The organism is Planomonospora corallina (assembly GCF_042650625.1).
In the GTDB taxonomy this organism is placed as follows: Bacteria; Actinomycetota; Actinomycetes; order Streptosporangiales; family Streptosporangiaceae; genus Planomonospora_B; species Planomonospora_B corallina.
This window is the reverse complement of the sequence record NZ_JBHSBM010000005.1, coordinates 170,661-197,545: the sequence shown is the minus strand read 5'-3', so window position 1 is coordinate 197,545 and position 26,885 is coordinate 170,661. Positions and strand designations below refer to the sequence as shown.

Genomic DNA, 26,885 nt, shown 5'->3' with positions numbered 1-26,885 from the left:
CGCGCGGCCGCTGCCGTCATCTGACCCGTACGGCCGTCATCGCCGTCCGGCCGCTACCGCCGCCTGGCCCGTACGGCCGCCGCCAGCGGGGTGTGCGGCCCGGCGGCGAGGATCAGCTCCTCCTGCAGGCGCCGCCGGGCCGCCGGGGTCAGCCGGTGGAACTGCGGGCCCGGCACGTAGCCGCCCGCCTCCTCCCCGGACTTCACCTGGGTGACCAGCCCCGCGTGGCGCAGGGTGCGCAGCGCGGCCTCCAGCTCGCCGATCGGCAGCCTGGTGTGCCGGCGCAGCTCCTCCGTCTGGGCGGGGAACGGCGACAGCCAGCTGTCGGCGGGCAGCAGGCCCTCGGCCCGGGGGATCGCCACGGAGTGGACCAGCACCAGCACCAGGACCGCCCGCTCGGACTCGTCCAGGGCCCCGGCCCCTGATCCGGACCCTGACCCGGACTCTGACCCGGCCCCGGACTCGGCCCCTGACCCGGCCGCAGGGCCGTCGGCGCCGCCGAGTTCGTCCGCGTAGCCGGAGGTCCATGCCTGACCGGCGGAGACCAGCACCCGGCCCCTGCGCCGGAGCATCTCCGCCAGCACCCGGCGGAGCACCGGGTCGCGCAGCGCGGCCAGCCGCGCCTCGTGCACCGGCTCGGCCGCGTGCTCCACCGCCATGAACGCGGCGACGAGCTCCGCACGGCGGCGCTCGTCGAACGGTCCGAGCAGGTCCTCGTCCACCTCCTCGGGGAACTCGGCGCCCGTGCCCTCGCCGTGCCGCCCGGGGCCGTCCGCCTCCGCCACGGGCAGCACGCCGGGGACGGCCGCCTCCTCACCCGGACCGGGCAGGCGGCGCACCAGCTCCCGCAGCTGCGCGTGGGAGGCGGCGGGCCAGGAGGCGCACCGGGGGCCGAGCCGCACGGTGCCGTCGGCCACCACCAGCCAGGCCGAGTCGTGCAGGCGGCGCAGGGCGCCCACGGCCCAGTTGCGCATGAGGTCGTCGGAGCGCCCGATCAGCGCCCGGTAGGCCGCCAGCACGTCGTCCACCGGCGCGGGCACGCCCGGCCACGGATCGGCGGTCAGGTCGCTCCAGCAGCACTTCAGCGCCGCGGCCAGCACCCGGCGGGTCTCCCCGGAGCGTTCCACGGGCACCGGTGCGACCTGGTACTCGGCCAGGAGCGAGGGGGTGACCCCGTCCGGCCAGACGGGCAGCGCCACGGCGCCGCCGTCGCCGCGGCCCAGCCGCGCCATGCCCGGCGGCGCGGGCTCGCCGGGGCCCAGCGGGAGCGGGCCGGTGGACCTGGCCCGCACGTGCGCGGCCTCGGCGCTCCAGGACGCCGGGCCCGCGGCGGCTCCGGCGCTTCCGGCGCTCCCGGGCGCCGTGTGTGCGGCGGCTCCGGCGGCCCCGGGCGGCGCGGTCTCAGCCGTCGTCATGGCCGGTCCTCTCCAGCACGCCGTGGGAGAGCCAGGAGGGCTCGGCGCCGGGCGCCGCGGACAGGCCGTCGGACCAGCGCAGCCGGTAGGGCGAGCCGGGACGCAGGTCGATCGAGACCAGATCGGCGAGCAGGCGGCGGGCGGAGACCCACTCGCCGTCGGCGGTGAGCAGCTCCTCCAGCCGGGCCGCGGAACGCCCGCCGAGCGCGGTCTCGGCGACGGCGGCCAGGCGGTCGAGGTCGCCGGACTCCGGCTCGTAGGAGCCGGCCGGGCCGGGGTCGGGCAGGTCCGGGCGCGGGGGAGCGGGCTGGACTGGGGCGGGGCGCGGGCTCTCGTCGACCGCCCGGACGATCGCCGCCGGGTCGTGCCACGGGGCCGGGGCGTCGAAGACGAAGCCGTCGAGCACCGCGGCCAGGCGCTCCTTCCCGGCGGTCTGCGCGAACGTCCGCCAGGTCTCGGCGGGCAGCAGCGTGAGGTTGCGCGTCGTGCCCGCGGAGTCGGCCAGCCGCCCGGCGGCGCGGCGGGAGGCGTCGCTGTAGGCGTAGATCGCGGCGCGCAGCTCGGTGCAGGTGCGGTCGAGGTCGGGCCAGCGGGTCAGGATCGTGGCGTGCAGGCTCTGCGCCCGCTGGGCGATCTCCTCGGTGCCCCAGAGCTTGGGCGCCTGCTCGCGCAGCTCCTCGATGGTGCCGGCGGTCAGCGTGATCAGCTCCAGCGCCCAGAGCCGGAACGCCCGCGCCAGGTTCTGCGCGCTGGCGCGGGCCTCCTCCATGGTCGTGCGCGGGTCGGCGACGTTGAGGTCCTCCAGGGCGAGCAGCCGGTGGACCTCGCTCTGGCCGCCGTCGTGGAGCATCCGCCGGATGAACATCAGGCCCACCATGCTGGTGAACGAGGCCCGGTAGCGGAGCTGGTGGGGCTTGGGGAAGACCTCGCGGATCGCGCCGAGCCCCTTGAGCACCCGCAGGCGGTTGTCGAACATCTCCTGCGGGTAGGCGCGGCAGGCGTGCCGCATCTGCTCGTGGGTCAGCCACTCCTCCCCGGCCTCGGCGAACGCCGCCAGCAGGGTCTCGGCGATGTCGACCAGCACCGGGTCGTCCACCACCGCGCCGCTGTCGCGGGCGAGCGCGGCGAACATCCGGCGGTAGGTCGCGAGCACGGCCTCCTCGCTGAGGGCCGAGTCCAGGGTGATCTCGTGGTCCGTCTCTGGCACGCGCCCTACCGTAAGGCCTGCGGCGGACAATCACGCCCTCGGTGTCCCGGGCGGCGCGGAACGGGGCATCGCACCGGATGAGACGGATTGTTCGGGGAAACGCTCGACGTTCACCGTTCGATCGGGTCAAATTTGGGTAACGCGGTAGTCGGCCGGTTCCTCTGAGTAGTACGGAACCGGCCGACGGCCCATGCGCCGCCGTTCGAGGGAGACGACGCGTGATAGATGTCCTGATCGCCGAGGACATGCATCTTGTTCGGGGGGCGATGGTCGCCCTGCTCTCGCTGGAGGAGGACATACAGGTCGTCGAGGACGTGGGGCACGGGGACGAGGTGGTCGAGGCGTGCCTGCGCCACCGGCCCGACGTCGCGCTCGTGGACATCGGGCTCCCGGGCACGGACGGCATCTCGGCGGCGGCGGACCTGAGCCGCAGGCTGCCCGGCTGCCGGACGGTGATCCTGACCGGCCTCGCGACACCGGTGGCGCTGCGCCGGGCACTGGACGCCGGCGCGCGGGGCTTCGTCGTCAAGGACAGCCCGGCCGGGCAGCTGGCCGAGTGCGTGCGGCGGGTCGCGGCCGGGGAGCAGGTCGTCGACCCCGACCTGGCCGTCGCCGCGCTCAACGCCAGGGAGAACCCGCTCACCGGCCGGGAGATGGACGTCCTCAAGGTCGCCGCCGAGGGGGCGCCGGTCGACGAGATCGCCGACCGGCTCTACCTGTCCGGAGGGACCGTCCGCAACTACCTGTCGCGGATCCTGTCCAAGATCGGAGCCCGGACCCGGGTGGAGGCGATCAGGATCGCGAAGCAGGACGGCTGGCTCTGGCCGGACGACCTGAGCGAGATCGGGCTGGTCCGCCACCGCCCGCGCACCTGAGTCCGCCACCGCCCGCGCACCTGAGGCGGGCCCTCCGCCGGTCCCCGTGAGGGCGGGATCCTCCGCAGACCCCGTGAGGGCGGGCCGCCGGCGGACCCGGCCCGCCCGGTGGCGCTACCGTCCCCGCGGCGGCGCCGCCAGCCCGGTGTGCGCGGCGAGGAACGCCAGCATGTCCGCGGCCAGGGCGGTCGCCCGGCCGGCGGCCCTGGCGCCGTGCCCGACGCCGCCCTCGTGGCGCAGCAGGACCGGCCGCGGGCCCGACGTGGCGTGCTGCAGCGCCGCGCACATCTTCCGCGCGTGCAGGGGGTCCACCCGGGTGTCGCCGCCGAACGAGGTCAGCAGCGTCGCCGGATAGTCCACGCCCTCGCGGACCCGGTGGTACGGCGAGTAGCCCAGCAGCCACCCCAGCTGCTCCGGATCCTCCGCCGAGCCGTACTCCCCGCGCCAGGCCGGGCCCAGGCCGGAGCGCTCGTAGCGGACCATGTCGAGCAGCGGGGCCGAGCACACCGCGGCGGCGAACAGCTCGGGCCGCTGCGTGACCGCGGCCCCGACCAGCAGCCCGCCTCCCGACTCCCCGCAGGCGGCGAGCCGGTCGGGCGCGGTCCAGCCGTCGGCGATCAGCCGCTCCGCGGCCGCGACGAAGTCGTCGACGGCGTTCTGCTTGCGCTCCAGCATGCCGTCGCGGTGCCACCGGGCGCCCTCCTCGCCGCCGCCGCGCACCTGGGCGAGCACGAAGACGCCTCCGGCCTCCACCCAGGGCAGGACGTAACCGGAGTAGGACGGGCTCAGCGCGCGCCCGAACCCGCCGTAGCCGTACAGGATCGCCGGGCGGGGCCCGCTCCCCGGCCGGGCGAGCACGACCATGCGCACCGGTGTGCCGTCGGCCGAGGCGTAGACGACCTGGCGGGCCGTCAGCTCGGGCACGTCCACGGCGCCGGGCGCGGCGGCCCACGGCGTGGTCCGCCCGGTGCGCGCGTCGTAGCGGTGCACGCCGGGCGGAGTGACGCTGTCGGTGTAGGAGAACCAGGCCTCGTGGCCGCCCTCGGGGCGCGTGGAGATCCGGCCCACCGCGCCGAGCCCGGGCAGCGGCACCCGGCCGGTCCGCTCGCCGGTGGCCGGGTCGTGGACCCCGATCTCGCTGATCGCGTGCCGGGTCCGCCCGACGAGGAGCACCGGGCCGCCGGGGAGCCCGGGGCCGTCGAGGAGGGCGAAGTCGCCGGTCACCGCCTCGGGGTCCTCGCCCACCAGCTCCCGCCACCCCTCGGGGCCCGGGTCGGCCGGGTCGGCGACGCACAACCGCCCGCGGGGCGCGTCCAGCGTGGTCAGCAGGTACAGGCGGCCGTCCCGGCCGACGGCGGGCACCGTGACCGCGCCGATCCCCTTCTGGACCACCCGCAGGCGGGGCCGCTCGGGAGGGGAGGCCGACAGGTCGGCCAGCCAGACGTCGTTGCCGCCCTCCGCCGCCGCCGAGACCACCAGCCAGCGGCCGCCGGGGCCGGAGCCCAGGCCGTAGGAGCGCTCCTCGGCGAGGATCACGACGTCGTCGTCGGCGGCCGTGCCGAGCCGGTGCAGGCACACCCGCCGGTCCCGGACGTAGAAGAACGCCTCGCCGTCCGGCAGCCACACCACCGGGGCGTAGCGGCAGCGGTCGATCGGGCCGTCCACGATCCGCCGGGTGGCGACGTCCATGACGTGCAACTGCGAGCGCTCGTCCCCGCCCCGGGACAGCTGGTAGGCCAGCAGCCGGCCGGACAGGTCGGGCTGCCAGTGGTCGAGGACGGTCAGGCCGGAGGGGTCGAGGGCGCCGGGATCGACCAGGGCCTCCTCGCCGCCGCCGGGGCCGGCGGCGTACAGCACCGGGTGCTGCCGCCCGGCCGTGCTCCGCAGGAAGAACCGGCGCCCTCCGCGCCACAGCGGCGCGGTGACCGTGCCGGCCGCGCCCAGCTCGGCCACCCGGGCGTGCCAGTGGTCGCGGCCGGGCAGCGCGGCGGCGCAGGCCCGCCACAGGGCGTCCTGGGCCGCCAGCCACTCCCGGGTCCGCGGGTCGCCGGGATCCTCCAGCCACCGGTACGGGTCCGGCACGGCGCGGCCGTGCAGGCGGTCGACGATCGGCTGCCGTTCGGCGGGGGGATAGATCACGGGACGGCTCCTGGCGTTCGATGGTGTCAGGCCGCGTGGCCGGGGGGAGCGGGCTGCGGGGAGTCGTGCCGGGGGCTCCACCGGCCGGCCAGGTCGGCGTAGAGCGGGGAGGAGGCGAGCAGCTCCTCGTGCCGCCCGAGCCGCACGCGCGTGCCGTCCATGACGAGGACGCGCCGCGCGCGCAGGGCGGAGGCCGGGCGGTGGGCGATGACGAGGAGCGTGCCGCCGCGGCGGGCGAACGCCTCCTCGACGCGGGACTCGGCCACCGGGTCGAGGTGGCAGGTCGCCTCGTCCAGGACGACCAGCCGCGCCGAGGTCAGGTAGGCGCGGGCCAGTGCGACGAGCTGGCGCTCACCCGGCGACAGCAGGCCCGCGGAGATCTCGGCGGAGCAGCCGCCGAGCCGCTCCACCAGCGCGGTCAGGCCGAGCGCCGCCACCGCCCCGTCCACCTCCTCCCGGGTGGCGCCGCGGGCGAGGTAGGTCAGGTTCTCCAGCAGCGTGCCCCGGAAGACGTAGGCCTCCTGGGGGATGAGCACCCGGTCGGCCGGGTCGACCCGGTGGGCGGGCACGCCGCCGACGAGGACCTCTCCGGCGTCCGGGCGGAGCACGCCGGCGACGAGCGCGGCCAGCGTGGACTTGCCGATGCCGCTGGGCCCGGCCACGGCCACGTGCTCCCCGTCGGGGACGGTCAGGTCGAGGCGGTCGATCACCGGCTCGGCGTGCGGCCCGTAGGCGAACGTCACCCCGCGCAGCTCGATCCCCCCGTCCGCGGCCGGCGACCGGGCCTCCGCGGCGCCGGGCCGGTGCCCGCCGGCCGGCCCCGGAGCCGTGATGCGGCGGAGAGACACGTGCAGCCGCACCGCGCTCACCCCCAGGCCCTGCACGAGGTTGCCCAGCGCGGGCGCCAGCGACTGCGTCACGTAGGCCAGGGCGCCCAGGACGGCTCCGGCGCCCGCCCCCTGGGCCAGCAGCCAGGGAGCGCCGGCGAGGATCAGCAGCACCGGCAGCAGGCCGCCCACCGCCAGTGAGAGCGTGCGGACCGCGGTCACCCGGGCGAGCGCGCGCCCGGCGGCGGCCTGCCCGGCCACCCGATCCTCCACCGCGGCGGCCACCCTCTCCTCCGCCGCGCAGGCCGCGATGTCCCGCAGCCCGCCGGCCACGGCCGTGACCGACTCGGCGGTGCGCTCGTCGGCCAGCAGGAACTCCCGCTGCCGCCGGGCCAGCACCGGGAGCGAGAGCAGGAAGAGGCCGAGCCCGGCCGCGAACGGGGGGAGCACGAGCACCAGCACCTGCGGCATCAGCGCCGTCAGCCCGAGCAGCACGCTCACCGCGGTGAACACGAACGACCGCACGACCGTGACGACCGAGGCGAGGGCGTCGCGGGCCAGCTCCACCTGGAGGTTCATCCGGGCCACCGCGGCGGTGTCCGGCCGGTGCCCCAGCGCGGCCGAGGCGGTCAGGGCGCTGTCGACGACATGGCCGAGCAGGTCCTCGCGGAACGGCTCCACGATCGCGGCGACGGCCAGTACGGCCTGCCGCGCACCGGCCGCGGCGACCAGCCAGGCGGTGCCGAGGACCGCCAGCCAGGCCAGGCCCGTGCCCGGCCGCCCGGCGGCGAAGCCGTCGTCGATCGCCCCGGCGACGGCCAGGCCGACCACGAGCGCGGGCGCGGTCTCGGCGACCGACCACAGGCCGAGCCGGGCCAGCAGGCGCGGATCGCGCAGGAGCGCCCGGCGGACCGGCCGGTTCACGGCGCGACCACCCGCCCCGCCGACGCCGTCGACGGCTCCGCCGCCGTGCGTTCCGGTGCGCCCGCCCGCTCCGCCGTTCCCACCTGCTCCGCCGTTCCCACCTGCTCCGGTGCGCCCGCCTGCTCCGCCCGCCCGTCCGCGCCGGCCCGCCGCACGCCGAAGACGGCGCGGTAGGCGGGGTCCTCCCAGAGCACCCGGTGCCGGTCGTAGCCGCGGACCCGGCCGCCCTCCAGCCAGATCACCCGGTCGGCCGCCGCCGCGGTCGCCGCCCGGTGCGTCACGATCAGTCGTGTACGCTCGCCCAGCTCGCCGGCGAGCGCCTGGCTCACCCGGCGCTCGGTGATGCTGTCCAGGCTGGAGGTGGCGTCGTCCAGGACGAGCAGCCTCCGGCCGTGCGCGAAGGCGCGGGCGAGGCCGAGCCGCTGCCGCTCCCCGCCGGACATCGGCGCGTCCCGCAGCGGGGTGTCGTAGCCGAGGGGGAGCCGCCGGACGAAGTCGTCGGCGCACGCGGCGCGGGCCGCCGCGCGCAGCCGCTCCATCTCCTGTGGGCTCCACCCGGTCCCGGCACCGTCCCCGGCGCGGTACGGCAGGCCGAGGCCGATGGCGTCGGCCACGGTCCCGCCGATCAGGACGGGGCGTTCGAACGCGTAGCCGACGGACGCGCCCAGGGCCTGCCGGGACAGCTCCGGCAGCGGGACGCCGTCGAGGAGCACCGTGCCGCGGGACGGGTCCGCCAGGCGGCCGGCGAGGGCGGCGAGCACCGACTTGCCCGCGCCGGAGCGGCCGACCACCGCCACCGCGGATCCGCCGGGCACGACCAGCCCGACGCCGGCCAGGCCGTCGGCGGCGACGTCCCGGAACTCCAGGGTGCCGGGACCCGGAGGCAGGGAGCGGTCACCGCAGGCCCTGCGCGGCTCCTCCGTCAGCTCGGTGATCCGGCCGGCGGCGGCCCGCGCCCGGGCCAGCCTGCCCAGGTGGCCCAGGGCCGAGCCGATGCCGGCGCCGAGCGCCGCGTACCGGGCGGCCGAGTACAGCTCTCCGGGGGACAGCTCGCCGGCGGTGAGCAGGAGTCCGCCCACGCCGAGCACGGCCACCTCCAGCAGCGGCACCACGACACCGGCCTGCACGCCGGCGCGGGCGCCGGCCCGCCACATGTCCATGGCGTGGGCGCGCAACCGGGGGAGCACGGCCAGCACCCGGGCCCTCTCCTCGGCCAGGGTGCCGGCGGCGCCGATCGTGCGCGCCCCGGCCAGGGCGTCGAGCAGGCGTGCCGCGATGTCGCCCTGCGCATCCTGGTAGCCGCCGGCGAGGGTGGTGCTCAGACGGAGGAAGGCCCGCAGCACGAGGACGATGACGACGAGGCCGGCGGCGAGCGTCACCGTCAGCCAGGGGTCGATGAAGGTGAGCGCGACCAGCCCTCCCGCCGAGGGGATGACCAGTGCCGCCCCGGTGACGAGGGTCTCCGGGGCGCGGCCCGCCTCCTCGGCGTTGACGCCCGCCCTGGCCGCCAGGTCCCCTTCCGGGAAGCGGCGGCCCAGCGCGGGACCGGCGCCCAGCACGTGCCGCACGATCCGCAGGCGCAGCCGGCGCGCGGCCTCGGCGCTCCCGGTCCCGGCCGCCCACATGCCGAGGGCGTCGCAGACCACGATGGCGGCCACGACGGCGGCGCAGACGACCGGCCACGTGCCCCACGCCGGCCCGCCCGCGACGAGGCCGTCGACCGTGCGCCCCAGGACGAGGGGGAGGGCCAGCTCGGCGCACGCGCCGGCCACGGAGGCGACCGCCAGGACGGCCGGCCACGGGCCGCTCCGCCGTACGGTCCGGACGATGAGCCGATCCGCGGGCCGCACCGGTCCCTCCTCCCTGCGTCCGGGGTTCACTGACGGCCGTGCCCGGGGCGGCCGCGGTGGCCGCCCCGGGCACGGGAGCATCGGCTAGTGGCAGAGCACGAGGCTCAGGTTGCTCGGGGCGGCGGATTCGCAGCCCAGGACGGTCAGCGTGCTGCCGCCGCCACCGCCGTGGCCGCCGCCGGGGGTCTCCAGGGACTGCAGGTCGAGAAGGACCATGGGATTGCTCCAGTTCTGTCGAAGCCGTCGAAGGGGGGGACTATCAGTGGCAGAGCACGAGGCTCAGGTTGCTCGGGGCGGCGGATTCGCAGCCCAGGACGGTCAGCGTGCTGCCGCCGCCACCGCCGTGGCCGCCCCCGCCGGGGGCTTCCAGGGACTGGAGATCGAGAAGTACCATGTCGTTGCACCTCCTTCAGTGACTCGTGGGGGTGAGAGGCCGCTCGGCGGTTTCACGGGCAGGCGGTTCCGTGGCAGCGGCGCCTGCCCCGCCGGGCGGCTGGACAAAGGGGAGGAACACCGGGCGCTCGTGCAGCGCGGTGCTCATCGCGAACAGGACTCCGGCCGTGCCGGTCGCGAAGTCCATCGAGAGTCTGAGCAGCTGGTCGCCGGGGAAGGCGAGCCCGCCGGCGTACGGCAGCGCGTGCCAGGCCAGCCCGTGGAGCAGCCCGCCCGCTCCGGCGCCGGGATCCTCGGGGGCGGGTCCCATGCCTCCGTGCAGCGCCGCGATGATGCCGCTCCGGCCGGCGAACATGCCGGGCTGCACGAAGTAGCGCGCCCGGGTGACGCGCCGGCAGGCGTCGAGCGCCGCCGCGAAGGCCTCGTCGTCGCGATGGGCCAGATAGCGGGCCAGGACCAGCCCGACGCCCGCCGAGCCCTCGGCGAGGTAGGGCAGCGTCCGCCATCCCTGGTCGACCTGGAGCGAGCCGTCCTCGGTCGTCGTGCAGCGGCGGAGGTCCTGCCGGAGCGCCGTGGCCGCCCGGTCGAGCAGCGCCGCCTCACCTGTGCGCTCGTAGGCGTGCAGGAAGAGCAGGGCGGGCCCGGACGAGCCGTACATCAGGCCCGCGCGGGGGTTGTCCCCGCCGCTGATCTCCGGCACGTCGCCGGGGCCGCCGAGCCGGTCGGAGCAGGCGGCGGCGATCCGCAGCGCCGTCTCCTCGAGGGCTGACTCACCGGTGGTCCGGGCCAGGTGGAGCAGGTTCAGGCCGATCCCGGCCAGACCGCCGAACAGGCCGAGTTCCAGGTCGTCCCAGGCGCCGCGGAGGGACGCCTCCACGAGGTCCAGCGCGTCCTGGCGGTGACCGAACCGGTCCAGGACGTGGGCGACGCCGTGCAGGCCGTCGTAGAACCCGGGGCGCATCCGCCGCCCGGAGGCGGAGACCCGGCGGCGCAGCCATTCCTCGTGCTCGGGGAAGCGCCCGGCTCCGGCCGCGTCCAGCGCGTAGAGCACCCCCGCCGCGCCGTACGCGAAGCAGAGGCCGCCGCCCGCCTCGAACTGCGCGGGGTCCCCGGGAAAGAGGCGGTCGTCCCGCTCGGGGGTCGCGCTGGCCAGGACCGCCCGGACCAGCGCGTCCCGCACCCGGGGCCAGCCGTCGCGGTCGGGCCGGGGGATCTCGGGCGCCGTCACCGCCTCCGCGCCGAGGACGGTGCGCACCGCCTCGCCGATCAGCTCCGGCGGGACCGGGAAGGTCTCCGTGATGAGGTCGGCGAGCTGGACCACCTTGGAGCGGCCGAGCGGCAGCATGATCGTCAGCTGGGGGGCGAACATCCCGAGGCAGAGGCAGGCCAGGGCGTAGACGTCCACCTCGGTGCCCCGCCGGTCGGGCGGCGCCGTGAACGCGGGATGGGCGAGGGCGGCGCGCTCGCCGCTCGTGGCGAGGGTCGCCACCTCGTAGTCGATCAGGACGACCCGGCCCTCGGCGGTGACGAGGACGTTGCTCGGGTGCAGGTCGCCGAAGACCACCCCGCGCCCGTGGAGGGACGCGACCGCCTGCCGGACCTTGGGCAGGACGTCGGCGACGACCCACGCGGTGTAGTCGTCGAGGGCCCGCCGGTCCCCGCTCGCCCGGCTCAGCGGGTACCTCTGCACGAGCAGCCGCTGCAGCGGATTGCCGTCGACGAACTCCTGGACCAGGAAGTGGTGCCCGCCCAGCGTGAAGTAGTCGATCAGCTCGGGCACCGCATCGAGCCCGGCCAGCCGTTCCAGCATCTCCCGCTCGTGCGCCAGCCGGGCGACCGCGTCCCGCCGGGCGGCGTCGAGCCCCGCGTACGGCCGGGCCTCCTTCAGCACCACCTGCCGGCCGGTGCGCGTGTCCCGCCCCAGGTACACCCCGCCGCCGTTGGAGAAGTGCATGACGCTCTCGATCGCGTACGGCAGGCCGGTGGTGGTGACCGCGTTGCGGGCGGCCAGGTGGGGCTCCAGGAAGGCCGGGAGCGTCACCCACGGGGGCACGCTGAAGGCGGGACCGCGGACGTCGGGGACCAGCCTCCCCTCGCCGTCCTCGATGGCCGGCACCAGCTCGCCGCTCCCGTTCAGGCAGTCGCGCGCCAGGAAGCCGCCGTACCGGACGAAGAGCGGGCCCTCGCCGTAGCGCAGGTCGCTGAGGACGTAGGGGCCCTCGACGCCGCGGAGCAGGACGTCGAGCTCCTTGAGGGCGAGCTCCAGCAGGTCCTCGTCCGCGGGGTAGATCGTCACCAGCTTGCCGCTCGACCCGCGGGGGGCGGCCTTGGAGCTCATCATCGTCATGACCGACGGGCTGCGCAGGAACTTGAACGCGATGCCCCGCGGCACGCAGTAGTCCCACACCGTCTCCATGGCGCGCTCGGCGTCCTCCGGCCGGGCCGACACGTGGATCTTCCATCCCTGCGACGGCATCGTCCCGCCGGCCGGCGCGTAGTGCATCCAGGTGTCGGTCGCCTGGTGCGTCCAGCCCTCCGGGACCTCGCGGGAGGCGAGAGGGAAGTCCGGGCGGTCGCCGCGGCGACCGTCGAGAACGTCGTAGAACAACGGATCCGCGAGGCAGTAAAGCTCATAGTGGTCATTCACGGCGATCCCCTCGGTTGCTTCCCCAGAGAGAATCGCGGATGGCCGGGACGGTTTCCAGTTACAAGTTCAACTGCTCTTATATGCGTAATTCACAGTCCAGATGGTGAAGAAGTGATCCACCTGGCGAAACCCGGTGCGGTGTGATTTACTCGTACGCCCTCAGGGGCGCTTCGGCGATGAGCCGGAACCAGCCGTCCGGACCGGGCGCCGCCTCCACGGTGCCCCCCACCCCGGCCATCCGCTCCCTGAGGTTGACCAGGCCGCTGCCCGCCGGGTGCGGAGCGGCGCCGGGCCTGGGGCCGCCGGCGGGGAAGCGCGGCGGGGCGGCGAGGCCGTCGTTGGCGACGGTCAGTGAGACGCGGTCTTCGTCCCGGTGGAGTTCGATCACGCACTTGTCGACCGCGCTGTGCCGCAGCATGTTGGTGACGCCCTCCCGGACCACCGCGGCCAGCGCCGCGTTCAGGTCGGAGGGCAGCCCGCCGGCGTCCACCTGGATCAAGCAGTCGGCCCCCAGGCTCCAGAGCAGGGCCTCGGCCCGGACGACCTCGCCCCGGAGGGAGAGGTTCCGGTCGGGCCTGGAGGCGTGCCGTACGGCATGGGCGGCGTGCCGTACCGCCCGGAGCGCCTCGGCGAGCTCGCCGCGGAGCCGGTCGTCGCCACGGGCCTGCCGGTAGGCCAGCTCGCTCTTGACCGACGCGAGCCAGAGCCAGTGGCCCACGAGGTCGTGCACGTCCCGGGAGAACTCCTCGCGCGCCCGGGCGATGGCTCGCTCCCTCTCGGCCGCCTGCTGGGCTCTGAGCCGCCTGAGCCGCACCCAGAGAAAGACTGCGGCGCCCAGGGAGGACAGGAAAAGCAGAAGCGCGATCGCCACTGCGGTTTTTACGTGGGGCGGCATCGACCGACTCTCGCCGGAGGGGATGATCTTCGCTATAAGACCACCAACTAGACTAACTGTCAACAATACATAACTAAACTAGATAAAGTCAATTCATCGGAAATATCCCGATTGGCCGGATATGTAAGTTTCATGGCGGCCCTCTCCGGGTGGGCGGGCCGGTGGGCCGTCAGCCGGCCGGGAGCGGAACCAGCAGGTAGGCGCCGGTCAGCAGCGCGGCCCCGGCGACCAGCAGGAAGAACACCACCCAGAATCCCGCGGGCAGGAAGGTCAGCCGGGCGAGCTGGTCGGCGTCGGAGTCCGGGACGCGGCCGTGGCGGCGCTTGCGGCCCAGCTCCAGGATCGGCCGGACGCCGCCGAACAGCAGGAACCAGACGGCCAGATAGGCGATGACCGCGTCCACCTCCGCCGGGGCGTACCAGGTGAGCGCCGCGAGCGCCCCGCCGACGGCCAGCAGGCTCACCGCCCCGAACAGGTTGCGGATCACCACCAGCATGCAGACGAGCAGCGCGATCACGACGGCGATGAGCACGGCGACGCGCCCGGAGGAGGTCAGCAGCGCGCCGCCCAGCCCCAGCAGGGACGGGGCGACGTAGCCGGCGGCGGCGGTCAGGATCATGCCGGGGCCGGTGGGCCGGCCGCGGGTGAGCGTCACGCCCGAGGTGTCGGAGTGCAGCCGGATGCCCTGCAGCTTGCGCCGGGTGAGCAGCGCCACCAGCGCGTGCCCGCCCTCGTGGGCGATGGTGACCAGGCCGCGTGAGATCTGCCACGACGTCGACCACGTCACCACCGTCAGGGCGGTCAGGGCGGACAGCAGCACGACCCACGCGGGCGGCTCCGGCTGGGCTGTGGTCAGGGCCACCCAGACCTCGGTCACTTCACTTCTCCTCGCTGACGCCGGGGAACGCCGGATCAAAGCGTCCCACGCTAGGAAGTCTGGCGTAGACGGCGCGGGAGCGCTCAAGGTCTGAGAGCTATCGGGTGATATTAAGCTTGGTGTGCACAGGATGCCTTGATGTGCAGATTGTCAAGGAACGGGAGAGGCCCGTGAACGACGCGGACGCCGCACTCATCAGGACCTTCTACGACGCGCTCGCGCGCCGGGATCTCGCGGCCATGGAAGGCTGCTACCACCCCGAGGTGACCTTCGGAGACCCGATCTTCCCGGAGGTCGAGGGCCGGGACCGGATCATGGCCATGTGGCGCGTGCAGCTGGGTCACGGCGCCGACCTGGACCTCACCCTCCGCGCGGTGACCGCGCTGCCCCACGCGGTCACCGCGAGCTGGAACGCCGGCTACACCTTCACCGCGACCGGCCGGAGGGTCGTCCACCAGGTGGACTCGCTGTTCCGCTTCGAGGGCGGGCTGATCATCCGGCACCACGACGAGTTCGACTTCAAACGCTGGTCGAAGATGGCCCTCGGCAGGCCGGTCGGGCTCGTCGTCGGCTGGACCCCGGCCTTCCGGACGAGGATCCGCGACCGGGCCAGGCAGGGCCTCGAGCGGACCGCGGCCGCCGTCTGAGGCCGTATCCGCGGGCTTCGGCGGTCGCATCCGCCGGCTCAGCGGTCGTATCCGCGGGCTTCGGCGGTCGCATCCGCCGGCTCAGCCCAGCAGCTTGCGGGCGGCCTCCTCGATCTCGCTCTCCGAGAGCAGCACGTGCCTGGCCGCCTCGCCCAGCGGGACGAAGCTGTCGCAGGAGGTGACCCGGGCGATCCTCCCGGTGAACCCGGCGTCCAGCAGCTCGGCGACGACCCCCTCCGAGACGCCGCCGCCGCGGCGGGTCTCGTCGGCGATCAGCACGTTGCCGGTCAGCTCGGCCGCGCGCAGCAGGTCCTCCACCGGGAGCGGCGCCAGCCAGCGCAGGTCGAGCACCCGGCAGCTGTAGCCCTCCGCGGTGAGCCTGACCGCGGCGCGCAGGCTCATCCGCAGGCCGTTGCCGAAGGTCACGATGGTCAGGTCGCGGCCGTCGCCGTAGCTGCGGGCGCGGCCGACCGGCACGTGGGTCTCCGCCCACCGGGACGGCGGCGCGTACGGCGCGAGCCAGCCGTTGTCGCCCTCCTCGAACATGTCGCGGGTGTTGTAGAGGGCGATCGGTTCGAGGAAGACGCAGACGCTGCCGTCGGTCCGGGCGGCGGCCAGGCAGGTCCGCAGCATCGCCGCGGCGTCGTCGGGCCGGGAGGGGGAGGCGATGACGAGACCCGGGATGTCGCGCAGCGCGGCGACGGAGTTGTCGTTGTGGAAGTGGCCGCCGAAGCCCTTCTGGTAGGCGTAGGAGGGCAGGCGCAGCACCATCGGGTTGCGGAAGGCGCCCCGGGAGAAGAACTGCAGGGTCGCGGCCTCGCCGCGGATCTGGTCCAGCGCGTTGTGCAGGTAGGCGAGGTACTGCACCTCGGGGACCGGGAGCAGGCCGGACACGCCCGCGCCCAGCGCCATGCCGAGCACGCTCTGCTCGTCCAGGAGCGTGTCGATGACCCGGCCCGCGCCGAAGCGCTTCTGCAGGCCGCGGGTGACGCCGTACACGCCGCCCTTGCGCGCCACGTCCTGGCCGAAGACCAGCACGTCGGGGCTCGCGGCCAGGGCGTCGGCCAGGGTCCGGTTGACCGCCTGGGAGAGGGTGAGCGGCCCCTCGTGCTCGGGCAGCCGCCCGCCGAAGGCCTTCTCCCGGACGGCGGGAGCGGCGCAGGCCGTGACCGCCTCGGCCACCGCCTCGGGCCGGCGCGGGGCGAGCGGCTCCATGATGTCGACGGCGGAGGTCAGCCTCGGGCGCCGGGAGCTCTCGCAGGCCATCCGCAGCACGTGCTCGCGCAGCGTCTCGTACCGGGCGACCAGCTCGTCGGGGGTGGCCAGCCCGGCCTCGACGAGCAGCCGGGCGGTGCCGACCAGCGGATCGCGCGCGATGTCGGCGTCGATCTCCCGCTTGGTCCGGTAGGCCAGCTCGACGTCCGAGCCGGCGTGGCCCATCAGCCGGACGGTGGCGATGCGCAGCAGCGCGGGGGAGCGGCGCGTGCGGACGTGGTCGGCGGCGGCCCGCGCCGCGTCGTGCACGCCGGCCAGGTCGCAGCCGTCGGCCTCGAAGTACTCCAGCGACCGGTGGCGGGCGGCCTCCACCCAGCCGCTCGGGGTCCGCACGCTGATGCCCAGGCCGTTGTCCTCGCACACGAACAGCAGGGGCATCGCCAGGCCCAGGTAGGAGACGTAGGCGGCGGTGTTGAAACCGGACAGGGCGCTGGCGTGGTTGACCGAGGCGTCGCCGAAGCTGCACACCGCGATCGCGTCCTCCGGCCACGGGCCGGGCACGCCGAGCTGGCGGGCGCGCTCGATGGCGAAGCCCACGCCCACCGCGCGCGGCAGGTGGCTGGCGATCGTCGAGGTCTGCGGGATCACCGCGAGGTCGGGATGGCCGAAGACCTTGTGCCGCCCGCCGGCGATGGGCTCCTCCGCCGCGGCGACCAGGCCGAGCAGCACGTCGCGCAGCCCCTGCTCGGGCAGGCGCCCGGCCATCGCCGAGCGGGTCAGGTAGAAGGCGCCGGAACGGTAGTGGAGCAGCGCGGGGTCGGTCGGGCGCAGCGCGTCGGCGACCGCGGCGTTGCCCTCGTGACCGGCGGAGCCGATGGTGTAGAAGCCGTCGCCCCGCTCGCGGAGGACCCGGGCGGCGACGTCCAGCAGCCGGCTGCCGAGCTGGAACTCGAACAGCTCGCGGCAGCGGGCGCCGGTCAGGCCCGTGCCCTCGCGCACCGGCAGTGCGGGGTCGCGTGGGACCCCGGGGATCAGAGCCGTCACCGCTTCGGAGAAATGAGTCTCAACAGTGTCGCGCGCCACAGACCCGATTATGTCCCCCGGAGCCGCCCGCGTCGCCGCCCTGGCCGCTTTTGGTCCGCCGGATCTCACCGGACCGGCCCGTACGGCGGGCGCCGGGCCCGGCCGGTCCGGCGGGAGCGGGTGCCCGCGGGGTTCAGCCGGTCCGGCGGAAGCGGGCGACCGCCACGCCGAGCAGGACGGCGCCGGCGGCGACCAGGCCCAGCTCCACGAGGACCGGGACCCGCCAGCCGGCCCAGCTCACGCCCGGGTCGAGCAGCGCCGCGGCCCGCGCGGGCACGTCCAGGTGGGAGAAGACCGCCTGGCGGAGCGGGTCGACGGCGTAGGTCAGCGGGTTCAGCGTGGTCAGCACGTGCAGCCACGACGGCAGGTTCCCCAGCGGGAACATCGCGCCGGACAGGAAGACCATCGGCATCACGGCCATCTGCATGAGCGCGAAGAACGTCTGCATGTTCTGCATCCGCGCGGCCAGCGTCACGCCGAACGCGGTGACGGCGAACGCGGCGAGGAACATCTCCGCCAGCAGAGTCAGCATCAGCACCGGGTCGTACGGCACGCCGACCAGCCCGCCGAGGGCCAGGATGACGACGCCCTGGCCCACCGCGACGATCGCCCCGCCCAGGCACTCGCCGGCCACGATCGCGCCCCGGCCGACCGGGGCGACGAGCATCTCGCGCAGGAAGCCGAACTCGCGGTCCCACACGATCGACCCGGCGGAGAACATCGCCGTCATGATCACCGTCATCGCGATCATGCCGGGGAACATGAAGGTGCGGTAGTCGACCCCGGGGATCGCCCCCTGCGCCAGCGAGCCGAACCCGGTGCCCAGGACGAACAGCCAGAGCACCGGCTGGACGACCGTGGAGAGCATGCGGGTGCGGTCGCTGGCGAAGCGCAGCATCTCCCGGTGGAGCACCACCTTGACCGCGCGCAGCTCGTGACCGAGGGAGCGGGCCGGCACCCGCACGCCCACCACGCCCGTGGTCATCTCCGCCTCCCTCCTCTCAGCGGCGGGCCATCGCCCGCATCCAGGCGTTCGCCGTGCCCTCGGCCTCGGCGTCGCGGATGGTGGAGCCCGTGTACGACATGAACACGTCGTCGAGGGAGGGCCGCGAGACGCTCACCGAACGGATCGGCACGCCCAGCTCGGCGAATCGGTCACCGGCGCCGTCCCCGGCCGGGATCCGGGGAGACGGACCGGCGGATCCACGGGACGGGACGGCGCGGGTGCATCGGGCTCCTCCGTTCCAGCTATCGAGATATTTTGAAGATATATCGAGATGGTCGGCGGGACAACGCTTCTCCCGGCTCTGCCCCGAGTGCGCTCCCGCCACCCGGGGACGCGGCGCCGCCGCTCTCCGGCAGGCCGTCACGCCGCCGCGCGCACCGGGAGGGGCCGTGGTTCCGGCGGGTGCACGGCAGGTCTCCACCGGGGCTTCGACCGGCGCGGGAGGTCGCCGGTCACCGTGGGCCGGCGAAGAACGCCCCCAGGTGCCGGTTGACCGCCTCCGGGCAGTCCAGCTGGGGGGCGTGGCCGCAGCCGTCCAGGATCCGGAGCCGGGCGTCGGGCAGCAGCTCGGCGAGGCGGTGGGCGCGCTCGACGGGCTGGACGGTGTCCTGCCTGCCCCACAGCACCAGGGTGGGGGTCCTGGTGGCGGGCAGGGCGCGTTCGGTCTGCGCCCAGTCCAGGCGGCGCTCCAGCAGGTAGGTGGCGCGGATGTTGTCGTGGAAGGTCATCGGCGCCCACCACTCGTCCAGCAGCTGGTCGGTGACGCGCTGCTTGTTGACCATCATGCCCTCGGCCAGGGCGCGGACGGTGGACTTGCCGGTGGACAGCTTGACGGCCAGCTCTCCGACGACGGGGATCTTCAGCGACTCCCACATCAAGGTACCGGGCAGGTCCAGTCCGGTGGCGTCCAGCAGGGCGAGCCTGGTGACGCGGTCGGGATGGCGCTGGGCGAAGGCCAGGGCCCAGCCGCCGCTCCAGGAGTTGCCCGCCAGGGCCGCCCGCCGTACGCCGACGGCGTCCATGAACGCCCCGACGGCGGTGGTCATGGCGTCCAGGTCGAAGGCGAAGCCGCGGTCCTTCAGCCGGGTGTAGCCCTGGCCGGGAAGGTCGACCACGTACACGGTGTGGTCGCGGGCCAGTGCCGGCAGCTGGTCCTTCCATCCGATGACCGAGGTGCCGCCGGGCGAGAGCAGGATCACCGGACTGCCGGAGCCGGCCTGGACGTAGTGGAAGCGGGCGATCGGGGTCTCGGCGTAGCGGGATCCGACCTGGGCCAGGTACGGCGAGCGGAAGGCGCGGCCGTCCTCGCCCGGCTGCCAGCCGTAGGCGCCGAACAGCAGCGCGGCCACCGGCAGCGTGATCGCGGCCGCCCACCGGCGGCGCCGGCGCCGCCCGCGCACCGGCTGCCCGGCGGAGGCCGGGGGCGTGTCGTCAAGGTGGACCATGGTCATCCTCTGTCCTGGTCGTCGGGTCGTTCACGCATACGGACGGGCGGGCGCCGGCTCCTGTGACGGTCGCGGCGCGTGATCCGGATCACACGCCGCCCGGCGGGCCCGCTCACCGGGCGTGCCAGACCCGGTCCAGGAAGCCGGCGACCAGGGGGGCGATCTGCGGCAGGTGGGTCTCGAGGGCGAAGTGGCCGGTGTCGAACAGATGCACCTCGGCCTCGGGCAGGTCGCGCAGGTAGGCGCGGGCGCCGGGCTCGGGGAAGAACGGGTCGTGGCGTCCCCATACGACGAGCGCGGGCGGGGTGTGCGCACGCAGCCAGGCCTGCCAGGCCGGATAGGACGCCACGTCGGTGTGGTAGTCGAAGGCCAGGGCGACCTGGGCGTCCTTGCGGCCGGGCAGCTCCAGGAAGTGCTGGTCGAGGGTCCAGTCGTCGGGGTCGACCAGCTCGCGGTCGGCCACACCGGCCTCGTACTGGCCCCGCGTGCCCTCCGGAGTCAGCAGGTCGCGGATCCGTTCCTCGGCCCCCGGGCGGCCGGGGCGCAGCGCGGTGAACTCGCGGGCGCCCTCGGACAGGCCCTCGGCGTAGGCGTTGCCGTTCTGCACCACCAGACCGGCGATCCACTCCGGCCGCCGGGCCGCCAGCCGGAAGCCGACGGGCGCGCCGAAGTCGAAGACGTACATGACGAACCTGGACAGTTCCAGCCTGACCAGGAAACCCTCCACGATGCCGGCCAGCCGGTCGAAGGTGTAGGCGAACCCCTCGGGGGCCGAGGTGCGGCCGAAACCCGGGTAGTCCGGGGCGACGAGCCGGTAGCGGTCACCGAGCGCGTCGAACAACCGCCGGAACTGGTGCGACGCCGACGGGAAGCCGTGCAGCAACAGCAGCACGGGCGCATCCGCCGGCCCGGCCTCCCGGTAGAAGACGCGTACGCCGTCGACCTCGACGGAGCGGTGCCGCACATGGGGGATGACGCGTTCGGACGGCATGCCGAAACCTCGCCTTTCGTCAGGGGATTCACCGACGCCCAGCATCGGCCGGGACCGCGGAGTGATCAACGTAGACTTCGTCCGCCATCAATAAACGGGAGTTATCGACGTGGAGACACGGGACATCGAGATCCTCCTCACCTTGGCGGAGGAACTCCACTTCGGCCGGACCGCCGAACGGCTGCACCTCTCGCAGGCCCGCGTCAGCCAGGTCATCCGGAAACTGGAGCGGCGTGTCGGAGCCCCCCTCTTCGAGCGCACCAGCCGCCGCGTGAAGCCGACCCCGATCGGCCGGCGCCTCTGCCATGACCTGCAGCAGGCCCTCGACCTGATCCAGACGGGGCTGGCCCGTGCCGAAGCCGCCGCCCTGGACACGGGCCGGGCACTGCGGCTGGGCGTCATGGGCATCCTGGGGCTCGAACTGCGCCGCCTCGTCGACGCGTTCCGCGACCGCTACCCGGGAAGCGAGGTCCAGATCACCGAGTTCCACTTCAGCGACCCCTTCACCCCGCTCCGCACCGGCCAGGCCGACCTCCACCTGCTGTGGCTGCCCGTCAGGGAGCCCGACCTCACCGTCGGCCCGGTCGTGCTGACCGAGGGCCGCGTCCTGGCCGTCGCCGCCGGCCACCCCCTGGCCGCCCGGGACTCGGCGTCCCTGGAGGACCTCGGCGACCATCTCGTCGTCGACGGCGGGGCCGGCGCGCCCGACTACTGGGTGGAGTCCATGGTCCCCTGGCGTACTCCGAGCGGCCGCCGCATCGGTCGGGGGCCGAGCGCGCGCACCTTCCACGAGGTGCTGTCCCTCGTCGCCGAGGGGCGGTGCGTCTCACCGCTGAACGCTCACGTCACCCGCTACTACAGTCACCCGGGTGTCGTCTTCCTGCCCATCGCCGACGCCCCCGCCACCCGGTGGGCGCTGACCTGGCGCACCGCCGGCGAGAGCGCGCACATCCGCGCACTGGCCCAGACCGCCCGCGACATCGGCGCGCACGCGTAGAGGGAGCGGGACGCCCTCAGGGCACGCCCCACGGCCGGCGCCTGGCCGCCAACGGAGGTTAGCGGCCGTTAACGTCGCACCTCGGCCAGGGCCGCGCGGGCCATGGCGCGCAGCAGCGGGGCCATCGTCTCCGGTGGCAGCTCGCCCGCGCTGTGCGGGGTGGAGTTGAGCAGGCCGAAGACCGCGTGGGTGGCGGCGCGCAGCCGGGCCGGCGGGCAGTCCGGGTAGAGCTCGCTGAGCACGGTCACCCACTCCTCCACGTACAGCCGCTGCAACCGCCGGATCCGGCGGCGGGCCGGCTCGGGGACGTTGCCCAGCTCGCGGTCGTGCACGGTGATCAGCGCCGGATGGCTGAGCGCGAACTCGATCTGCCCGGCCAGCAGGGCGTCCAGGGCGCTATCGGCGTCGGGCGCCGCGGTGACGCGCTCGGCGGCCGAGGCGTGCAGGCGCTCGCTGATGTCCAGCAGCATCTCCGCCAGCAGCGCCTCCTTGCCGCTGAAGTGCCGGTACAGCGCCGGGCCGGAGGTGCCGACCGCGCCGCCGATGTCCTCGATGGAGACGCCGTGGAAGCCGCGCACCGCGAACAGCTCCGCGGCGGCGTCCAGGATCTCCACGCGCCGCGACCGGCTCTCGCGGGTAGGGGTACGGGCGGTCGTCACGCATCGAATGGTAGACGGTGGCGTTAACGGTGACTAACATCGCCGGTGGAGTTAGCGGCCGTTAACCGCCGGCAACGGAGCCGGGCGGTGATCCACGGTGAACCGCCGTGGTCCAGGAAGGAGGCCCGCATTGAGCAGCTGGCCGGTGCTGCGCAGCACCTGCGACCCGGGCGGTGAGAGCTTCAAGGCGAACGCCGAGGTCAACGAGCGGCTCGTCGCCGAGCTGCGCGAGCGCGTCGCGACCGCCGCGCTCGGCGGCCCCGAGCGCTCCCGGGCCCGGCACGTCGCCCGCGGCAAGCTCCTGCCCCGCGACCGCGTCGACACCCTGCTCGACCCCGGCTCCCGGTTCCTGGAGCTGTCCCAGCTCGCCGGGTCGGGCCTCTACGACGACCAGGCCCCCGCGGCCGGGATCATCACCGGCGTCGGCCGGATCTCCGGCCGCGAGTGCGTCGTGGTCGCCAACGACGCGACCGTCAAGGGCGGCACCTACTACCCGATGACGGTCAAGAAGCACCTGCGGGCCCAGGAGGTCGCCCTCCACAACAACCTGCCGTGCGTCTACCTCGTCGACTCCGGCGGCGCGTTCCTGCCGAAGCAGGACGAGGTCTTCCCCGACCGCGAGCACTTCGGCCGGATCTTCTACAACCAGGCCACCATGTCGGCGCGCGGCATCCCGCAGATCGCCGCGGTCCTCGGCTCCTGCACCGCCGGCGGCGCCTACGTGCCCGCGATGAGCGACGAGGCCGTGATCGTCCGCAACCAGGGCACGATCTTCCTGGGCGGCCCGCCGCTGGTGAAGGCCGCCACCGGCGAGGAGGTCACCGCCGAGGAGCTGGGCGGCGGCGAGCTGCACTCGCGGGTCAGCGGCGTCACCGACCACCTCGCCGAGGACGACGCCCACGCGCTGCGGATCGTCCGCGACATCGTGGCCACCCTCGCCCCCCGCCCGGACGCGCCCTGGGAGCGGGTGCCCGTCGAGGAGCCCGCGCACGACCCCCGCGACCTGTACGGCATCGTCCCCGCCGACACCCGCACGCCGTACGACGTGCGGGAGGTCATCGCCCGGATCGTCGACGGCAGCAGGTTCCTGGAGTTCAAGGCCGAGTACGGCACCACGCTGGTGACCGGCTTCGCGCACGTGCACGGCCACCCGGTGGGGATCATCGCCAACAACGGCATCCTGTTCGCCGAGTCCGCCCTCAAGGGCGCGCACTTCATCGAGCTGTGCGACCGGCGCAACATCCCGCTGGTCTTCCTGCAGAACATCAGCGGCTTCATGGTCGGCAGGGCCTACGAGGCCGGCGGCATCGCCAAGCACGGCGCCAAGATGGTCACCGCCGTCGCCTGCGCCCGGGTGCCGAAGTTCACCGTCGTCATCGGCGGCTCGTTCGGCGCCGGCAACTACGCGATGGCCGGCCGGGCCTACTCGCCCCGCTTCCTGTGGATGTGGCCGAACGCCCGCATCTCGGTGATGGGCGGGGAGCAGGCCGCCAACGTGCTGTCCACCGTCGGCGACGCCGACCCCGACGCGATCCGCCGGCAGTACGAGGAGCAGGGCAACCCCTACTACTCCACCGCCCGCCTCTGGGACGACGGCGTCATCGACCCCCTCGACACCCGCACCGTCCTCGGCCTGGCCCTGTCCGCCGCCGCGGGCGCGCCCCTCGACCCCGTCGGCTACGGCGTCTTCCGGATGTGACCGCCATGACCCGTCCACCGGTTCCCCGCCCGTCCCTGGACCGGCCCGCCTCGCCGCGCCGGTCCCTCCGCTCACCACGCCGGGGGCAGCGCTGATGCTCTTCCACACCGTCCTCATCGCCAACCGGGGCGAGATCGCCCTGCGGATCATCCGGACCCTCCGGCGGCTCGGCGTGCGCTCCGTCGCCGTGTACGGCGACGCCGACGCCGGCGCCCCGCACACCCGCGCGGCCGACACCGCGGTCCGGCTGCCCGGCGGTTACCTCGACATCGAGTCGATCATCGAGGCCGCCGCGGCCACCGGCGCCCAGGCCGTCCACCCCGGCTACGGCTTCCTCGCCGAGAACACCGCCTTCGCCCGGCGCTGCGCCGAGGCCGGCCTGGTCTTCGTCGGCCCGCCCGCCGAGGCCGTCGAGGCCATGGGCGACAAGATCCGCGCCAAGGAGACCGTCGCCGCGGCCGGGGTGCCGGTCGTGCCCGGCGCGGCCGAGCCCCGCGACGACCTGCTCACCGCCGGCGTCGGCTTTCCCGCGCTCATCAAGCCGTCGGCGGGTGGCGGCGGCAAGGGCATGGTGCTCGTCCGCTCCGCCGCCGAGCTGCCGGAGGCGCTGGAGTCCGCCCGCCGTACGGCCGCCGCCGCGTTCGGCGACGCGACCCTGCTGATCGAGCGGTTCGTGGAGAACCCCCGGCACATCGAGATCCAGGTGCTGGCCGACGCGCACGGCAACGTCGTCCACCTGGGCGAGCGCGAGTGCAGCCTGCAGCGCCGCCACCAGAAGATCGTCGAGGAGGCCCCCTCCCCGCTGCTGGACGAGGCCACCCGGGCCCGGATGGGCGCCGCGGCGGTCGAGGCCGCCCGTTCCGTCGGCTACGTCGGCGCCGGGACGGTCGAGTTCATCGTCCAGGGCGCGACGGCCGACTACTACTTCATGGAGATGAACACCCGGCTCCAGGTCGAGCACCCGGTCACCGAGCTGGTCACCGGCCTCGACCTGGTCGAGCTCCAGCTCCGGGTCGCGGCCGGCGAGCCGCTCCCGCTCACCCAGGACGACGTGCGGCTGCGCGGCCACGCCGTCGAGGCCCGTGTCTACGCCGAGGACCCCGCCCGCGGCTTCCTGCCGACCGGCGGCCGGATCCTCGCCTTGCGCGAGCCCGGAGTCCAGGGCTTCTCCGGCGCGCCGGAGACCTCCCCGGCCGGCGTGGTCCGCACCGACTCCGGGATGGCCGCCGGCATGACCGTCGGCAGCGACTACGACCCGATGCTGGCCAAGGTCATCGCCTGGGGTCCCGACCGGGCGGGCGCGCTGGGCACCCTCGACCGGGCGCTGGCGGAGACGACCGTGCTCGGCGTGACGACGAACGTCGCCTTCCTGCGGGCGCTCGTCACCCACCCCGAGGTGGCCGCCGGCGACCTCGACACCGGTCTGGTCGAGCGCCGCCTCGGCGAGCTGGTCCCGCCCGCCGGAACGCCGGACGACGTGCTGGCCGCCGCCGCCCTGCTGCTCCAGCACGAGCGGGTGCCCGCCGCGGCGGCCGCCGACCCGTGGGAGGTGCCCGACGGCTGGCGGCCCGGCGCCGCGCCCGCCTGGACCGTCTGGCGCCTGGAGGGCCCCGGCGGGGTGCGCGAGGTCGCGGTGCGCGGGCTGCCCCCCCGCGGCGCCGAGGTCCGGCTGCCCGCGAGCGGGCCGTCCGGCGACGGCGACGGCGGTGACGGTGATGGCGGTACGGCCGCCGCGGCCCGGATCCTCCGCGCGGAGCTGGCCGTCGACGGCTCCGACGTGCTCGTCACCCTGGACGGCGTCCGCCGCCGCTACGCCGCCGCCCGCGACGGCGACACCGTCTGGCTCGGCCGCCAGGGGAGCGCCTGGGCGCTCACCCGCCACCACCTGGGCGACCCCGGCGACCGCGCCCGCGGCGGGGCCTCGGGCGACGGCGCGGTCCGCAGCCCGATGCCCGGCACCGTGCTCGTGGTGAAGACGGCCGTCGGGGAGCGGGTCGAGGAGGGCCAGGCGCTGGTGATCGTCGAGGCGATGAAGATGGAGCACACCGTGACCGCGCCGGTCGGCGGGACGGTGGCCGAGCTGCCGGTCCGCGCCGGGCAGGCGGTCGACATGGACGCGGTGCTCGCCGTCGTCCGGCGGGAGGAGGAGTCGTGACGGCAGGAGCCGCGGGGCCGGCGCCGTACCGGGCGGAGGGCCTGCCGGAGCGGGTCACGGTCTACGAGGTCGGCCCGCGTGACGGGCTGCAGAACGAGCCGGTGGTCGTGCCGGTCGAGGTGAAGGCCGAGTTCGTGGCCCGCCTGGCCGCCGCCGGGCACACGGTGATCGAGACCACCAGCTTCGTGCACCCGAAGTGGGTGCCGCAGCTCGCCGACGCCGCCGAGCTGCTCGCCGCCGTCGAGCGGGTGCCCGGGGTGCGCTACCCGGTGCTGGTGCCCAACGAGCGCGGGCTGGAACGGGCGCTGGAGCACGGCGTCACCGAGATCGCGGTCTTCGCCAGCGCCACCGAGACGTTCGCGGCCAGGAACCTCAACCGGACGCTGGCCTCCCAGTTCGAGATGTTCGAGCCGGTCGTCGGCCGGGCGCTGGAGCACGGCCTGCGGGTGCGGGCGTACGTGTCGATGTGCTTCGGCGACCCGTGGGAGGGACCGACCCCGGTCGCGCAGGTCGCCGAGGTCGGTCGCAGGCTGCTCGACCTGGGCTGCTACGAGCTCTCGCTCGGTGACACCATCGGCGTCGGCACCCCCGGCCACGTGGGCGCGCTCATCGAGGCGTTCGGCGGCCCCGAGCGGCTGGCCGTGCACTTCCACGACACCTACGGCCAGGCGCTGGCCAACACGCTGGCCGCGCTGCGCGCCGGGGTGACCGTGGTCGACGCCTCCACCGGCGGCATCGGCGGCTGCCCGTACGCCGAGTCCGCCACCGGCAACCTCGCCACCGAGGACCTGGTCTGGATGCTGCACGGCCTCGGCGTGGAGACCGGCCTCGACCTCGGCGCGCTGGTGGAGACCAGCACCTGGCTGGCCGGAAGGCTCGGCCGCCCCAGCCCGTCCCGGGTCGTCCAGGCCCTGTCCAAGGCCCTGCCCAAGGAGTGAG

General features: G+C 74.9%; 21 protein-coding genes. 6 read left to right on the top strand and 15 right to left on the bottom strand.

Going from position 1 to position 26,885, the window contains the following annotated elements:
* Positions 1-53: 53 nt before the first annotated feature.
* Together ACFOWE_RS01540 and ACFOWE_RS01535 are read right to left on the bottom strand one after the other, a co-directional pair.
* Complete coding sequence (locus tag ACFOWE_RS01540; protein WP_377284915.1) at positions 54-1,415, bottom strand: hypothetical protein; 1,362 nt, start codon at positions 1,413-1,415, stop codon at positions 54-56.
* Positions 1,402-2,622 carry a hypothetical protein gene (locus tag ACFOWE_RS01535; RefSeq protein ID WP_377284914.1) on the bottom strand — a complete coding sequence of 407 codons (1,221 nt, stop codon included), beginning with the start codon at positions 2,620-2,622 and terminating at the stop codon, positions 1,402-1,404. The genes ACFOWE_RS01540 and ACFOWE_RS01535 overlap by 14 nt, the downstream gene beginning before the upstream one ends.
* Before the next feature lie 218 nt (positions 2,623-2,840).
* Between ACFOWE_RS01535 and ACFOWE_RS01530 the strand changes: the two genes are divergently transcribed.
* Entirely contained in the window at positions 2,841-3,497 is a 657-nt protein-coding gene (locus ACFOWE_RS01530; protein WP_377284913.1) for a response regulator transcription factor, read from the top strand.
* Between the two features lie 114 nt (positions 3,498-3,611).
* Here ACFOWE_RS01530 and ACFOWE_RS01525 read toward each other — a convergent pair whose 3' ends face one another.
* The 8 genes from ACFOWE_RS01525 to ACFOWE_RS01490 form a co-directional block, all read right to left on the bottom strand.
* On the bottom strand, positions 3,612-5,636 hold the full coding sequence (locus ACFOWE_RS01525) for a prolyl oligopeptidase family serine peptidase (protein ID WP_377284912.1): 2,025 nt from the start codon (positions 5,634-5,636) through the stop codon (positions 3,612-3,614).
* A gap of 26 nt (positions 5,637-5,662) precedes the next feature.
* A complete protein-coding gene (locus tag ACFOWE_RS01520; RefSeq protein WP_377284911.1) occupies positions 5,663-7,387 on the bottom strand; it encodes an ATP-binding cassette domain-containing protein in 1,725 nt (574 codons plus the stop codon).
* Complete coding sequence (locus ACFOWE_RS01515; protein ID WP_377284910.1) at positions 7,384-9,237, bottom strand: ABC transporter ATP-binding protein; 1,854 nt, start codon at positions 9,235-9,237, stop codon at positions 7,384-7,386. The genes ACFOWE_RS01520 and ACFOWE_RS01515 overlap by 4 nt, the downstream gene beginning before the upstream one ends.
* Positions 9,238-9,321: 84 nt before the next feature.
* Positions 9,322-9,453, bottom strand: a complete 132-nt coding sequence (locus ACFOWE_RS01510; RefSeq protein ID WP_377284909.1) for a SapB/AmfS family lanthipeptide — start codon at positions 9,451-9,453, stop codon at positions 9,322-9,324.
* A 43-nt stretch (positions 9,454-9,496) separates the two neighbouring features.
* A complete protein-coding gene (locus ACFOWE_RS01505; RefSeq protein WP_377284908.1) occupies positions 9,497-9,631 on the bottom strand; it encodes a SapB/AmfS family lanthipeptide in 135 nt (44 codons plus the stop codon).
* Positions 9,632-9,646: 15 nt separating this feature from the next.
* Positions 9,647-12,277 (bottom strand): class III lanthionine synthetase LanKC, encoded by a 2,631-nt coding sequence (gene lanKC / locus ACFOWE_RS01500; protein ID WP_377284907.1) that lies wholly within the window; start codon positions 12,275-12,277, stop codon positions 9,647-9,649.
* Positions 12,278-12,422: 145 nt separating this feature from the next.
* Positions 12,423-13,091 carry a sensor histidine kinase gene (locus ACFOWE_RS01495; RefSeq protein ID WP_377284906.1) on the bottom strand — a complete coding sequence of 223 codons (669 nt, stop codon included), beginning with the start codon at positions 13,089-13,091 and terminating at the stop codon, positions 12,423-12,425.
* Positions 13,092-13,341: 250 nt separating this feature from the next.
* Positions 13,342-14,049 (bottom strand): M50 family metallopeptidase, encoded by a 708-nt coding sequence (locus ACFOWE_RS01490; protein WP_377284905.1) that lies wholly within the window; start codon positions 14,047-14,049, stop codon positions 13,342-13,344.
* A 170-nt stretch (positions 14,050-14,219) separates the two neighbouring features.
* On the opposite strand from ACFOWE_RS01490, the gene ACFOWE_RS01485 reads away from it, so the two are divergent.
* Positions 14,220-14,696, top strand: coding sequence for a nuclear transport factor 2 family protein (locus ACFOWE_RS01485; RefSeq protein ID WP_377284904.1), 477 nt, complete (start codon positions 14,220-14,222; stop codon positions 14,694-14,696).
* An 81-nt stretch (positions 14,697-14,777) separates the two neighbouring features.
* On the opposite strand, the gene ACFOWE_RS01480 is transcribed toward ACFOWE_RS01485, so the two are convergent.
* The 4 genes from ACFOWE_RS01480 to ACFOWE_RS01465 form a co-directional block, all read right to left on the bottom strand.
* On the bottom strand, positions 14,778-16,955 hold the full coding sequence (locus ACFOWE_RS01480; RefSeq protein ID WP_377284903.1) for a thiamine pyrophosphate-dependent enzyme: 2,178 nt from the start codon (positions 16,953-16,955) through the stop codon (positions 14,778-14,780).
* A 172-nt stretch (positions 16,956-17,127) separates the two neighbouring features.
* Positions 17,128-17,979, bottom strand: a complete 852-nt coding sequence (locus ACFOWE_RS01475) for an ABC transporter permease (RefSeq protein ID WP_377284902.1) — start codon at positions 17,977-17,979, stop codon at positions 17,128-17,130.
* A gap of 473 nt (positions 17,980-18,452) precedes the next feature.
* Positions 18,453-19,451 carry an alpha/beta fold hydrolase gene (locus tag ACFOWE_RS01470; protein ID WP_377284901.1) on the bottom strand — a complete coding sequence of 333 codons (999 nt, stop codon included), beginning with the start codon at positions 19,449-19,451 and terminating at the stop codon, positions 18,453-18,455.
* 106 nt (positions 19,452-19,557) lie between these two features.
* A complete protein-coding gene (locus ACFOWE_RS01465; RefSeq protein ID WP_377284900.1) occupies positions 19,558-20,436 on the bottom strand; it encodes an alpha/beta fold hydrolase in 879 nt (292 codons plus the stop codon).
* A gap of 109 nt (positions 20,437-20,545) precedes the next feature.
* Here ACFOWE_RS01465 and ACFOWE_RS01460 point away from each other — a divergent pair, with 109 nt between their 5' ends.
* Positions 20,546-21,433 (top strand): LysR family transcriptional regulator, encoded by an 888-nt coding sequence (locus tag ACFOWE_RS01460; protein ID WP_377284899.1) that lies wholly within the window; start codon positions 20,546-20,548, stop codon positions 21,431-21,433.
* Positions 21,434-21,501: 68 nt separating this feature from the next.
* Here the strand turns inward: ACFOWE_RS01460 and ACFOWE_RS01455 are convergent, their stop codons facing one another.
* On the bottom strand, positions 21,502-22,101 hold the full coding sequence (locus tag ACFOWE_RS01455; RefSeq protein WP_377284990.1) for an SACE_7040 family transcriptional regulator: 600 nt from the start codon (positions 22,099-22,101) through the stop codon (positions 21,502-21,504).
* A 121-nt stretch (positions 22,102-22,222) separates the two neighbouring features.
* Here ACFOWE_RS01455 and ACFOWE_RS01450 point away from each other — a divergent pair, with 121 nt between their 5' ends.
* The 3 genes from ACFOWE_RS01450 to ACFOWE_RS01440 all read left to right on the top strand — a co-directional run bounded on the left by ACFOWE_RS01450 (position 22,223) and on the right by ACFOWE_RS01440 (position 26,884).
* A complete protein-coding gene (locus ACFOWE_RS01450) occupies positions 22,223-23,791 on the top strand; it encodes a carboxyl transferase domain-containing protein (RefSeq protein WP_377284898.1) in 1,569 nt (522 codons plus the stop codon).
* 94 nt (positions 23,792-23,885) lie between these two features.
* Entirely contained in the window at positions 23,886-25,946 is a 2,061-nt protein-coding gene (locus tag ACFOWE_RS01445) for an acetyl/propionyl/methylcrotonyl-CoA carboxylase subunit alpha (RefSeq protein ID WP_377284897.1), read from the top strand.
* Positions 25,943-26,884: a hydroxymethylglutaryl-CoA lyase gene (locus ACFOWE_RS01440; RefSeq protein WP_377284896.1), complete on the top strand. Its 942-nt coding sequence runs from the start codon at positions 25,943-25,945 to the stop codon at positions 26,882-26,884. The genes ACFOWE_RS01445 and ACFOWE_RS01440 overlap by 4 nt, the downstream gene beginning before the upstream one ends.
* The last annotated feature ends 1 nt before the right edge of the window (position 26,885 follow it).

Coding starts and splice junctions, on each gene's coding strand:
- ACFOWE_RS01540 (WP_377284915.1), bottom strand. CDS start 1,415: ATGACGACGGCTGAGACCGCGCCGCCCGGGGCCGCCGGAGCCGCCGCA.
- ACFOWE_RS01510 (WP_377284909.1), bottom strand. CDS start 9,453: ATGGTCCTTCTCGACCTGCAGTCCCTGGAGACCCCCGGCGGCGGCCAC.
- ACFOWE_RS01505 (WP_377284908.1), bottom strand. CDS start 9,631: ATGGTACTTCTCGATCTCCAGTCCCTGGAAGCCCCCGGCGGGGGCGGC.
- ACFOWE_RS01475 (WP_377284902.1), bottom strand. CDS start 17,979: ATGACCACGGGCGTGGTGGGCGTGCGGGTGCCGGCCCGCTCCCTCGGT.
- ACFOWE_RS01470 (WP_377284901.1), bottom strand. CDS start 19,451: ATGACCATGGTCCACCTTGACGACACGCCCCCGGCCTCCGCCGGGCAG.
- ACFOWE_RS01465 (WP_377284900.1), bottom strand. CDS start 20,436: ATGCCGTCCGAACGCGTCATCCCCCATGTGCGGCACCGCTCCGTCGAG.
- ACFOWE_RS01445 (WP_377284897.1), top strand. CDS start 23,886: ATGCTCTTCCACACCGTCCTCATCGCCAACCGGGGCGAGATCGCCCTG.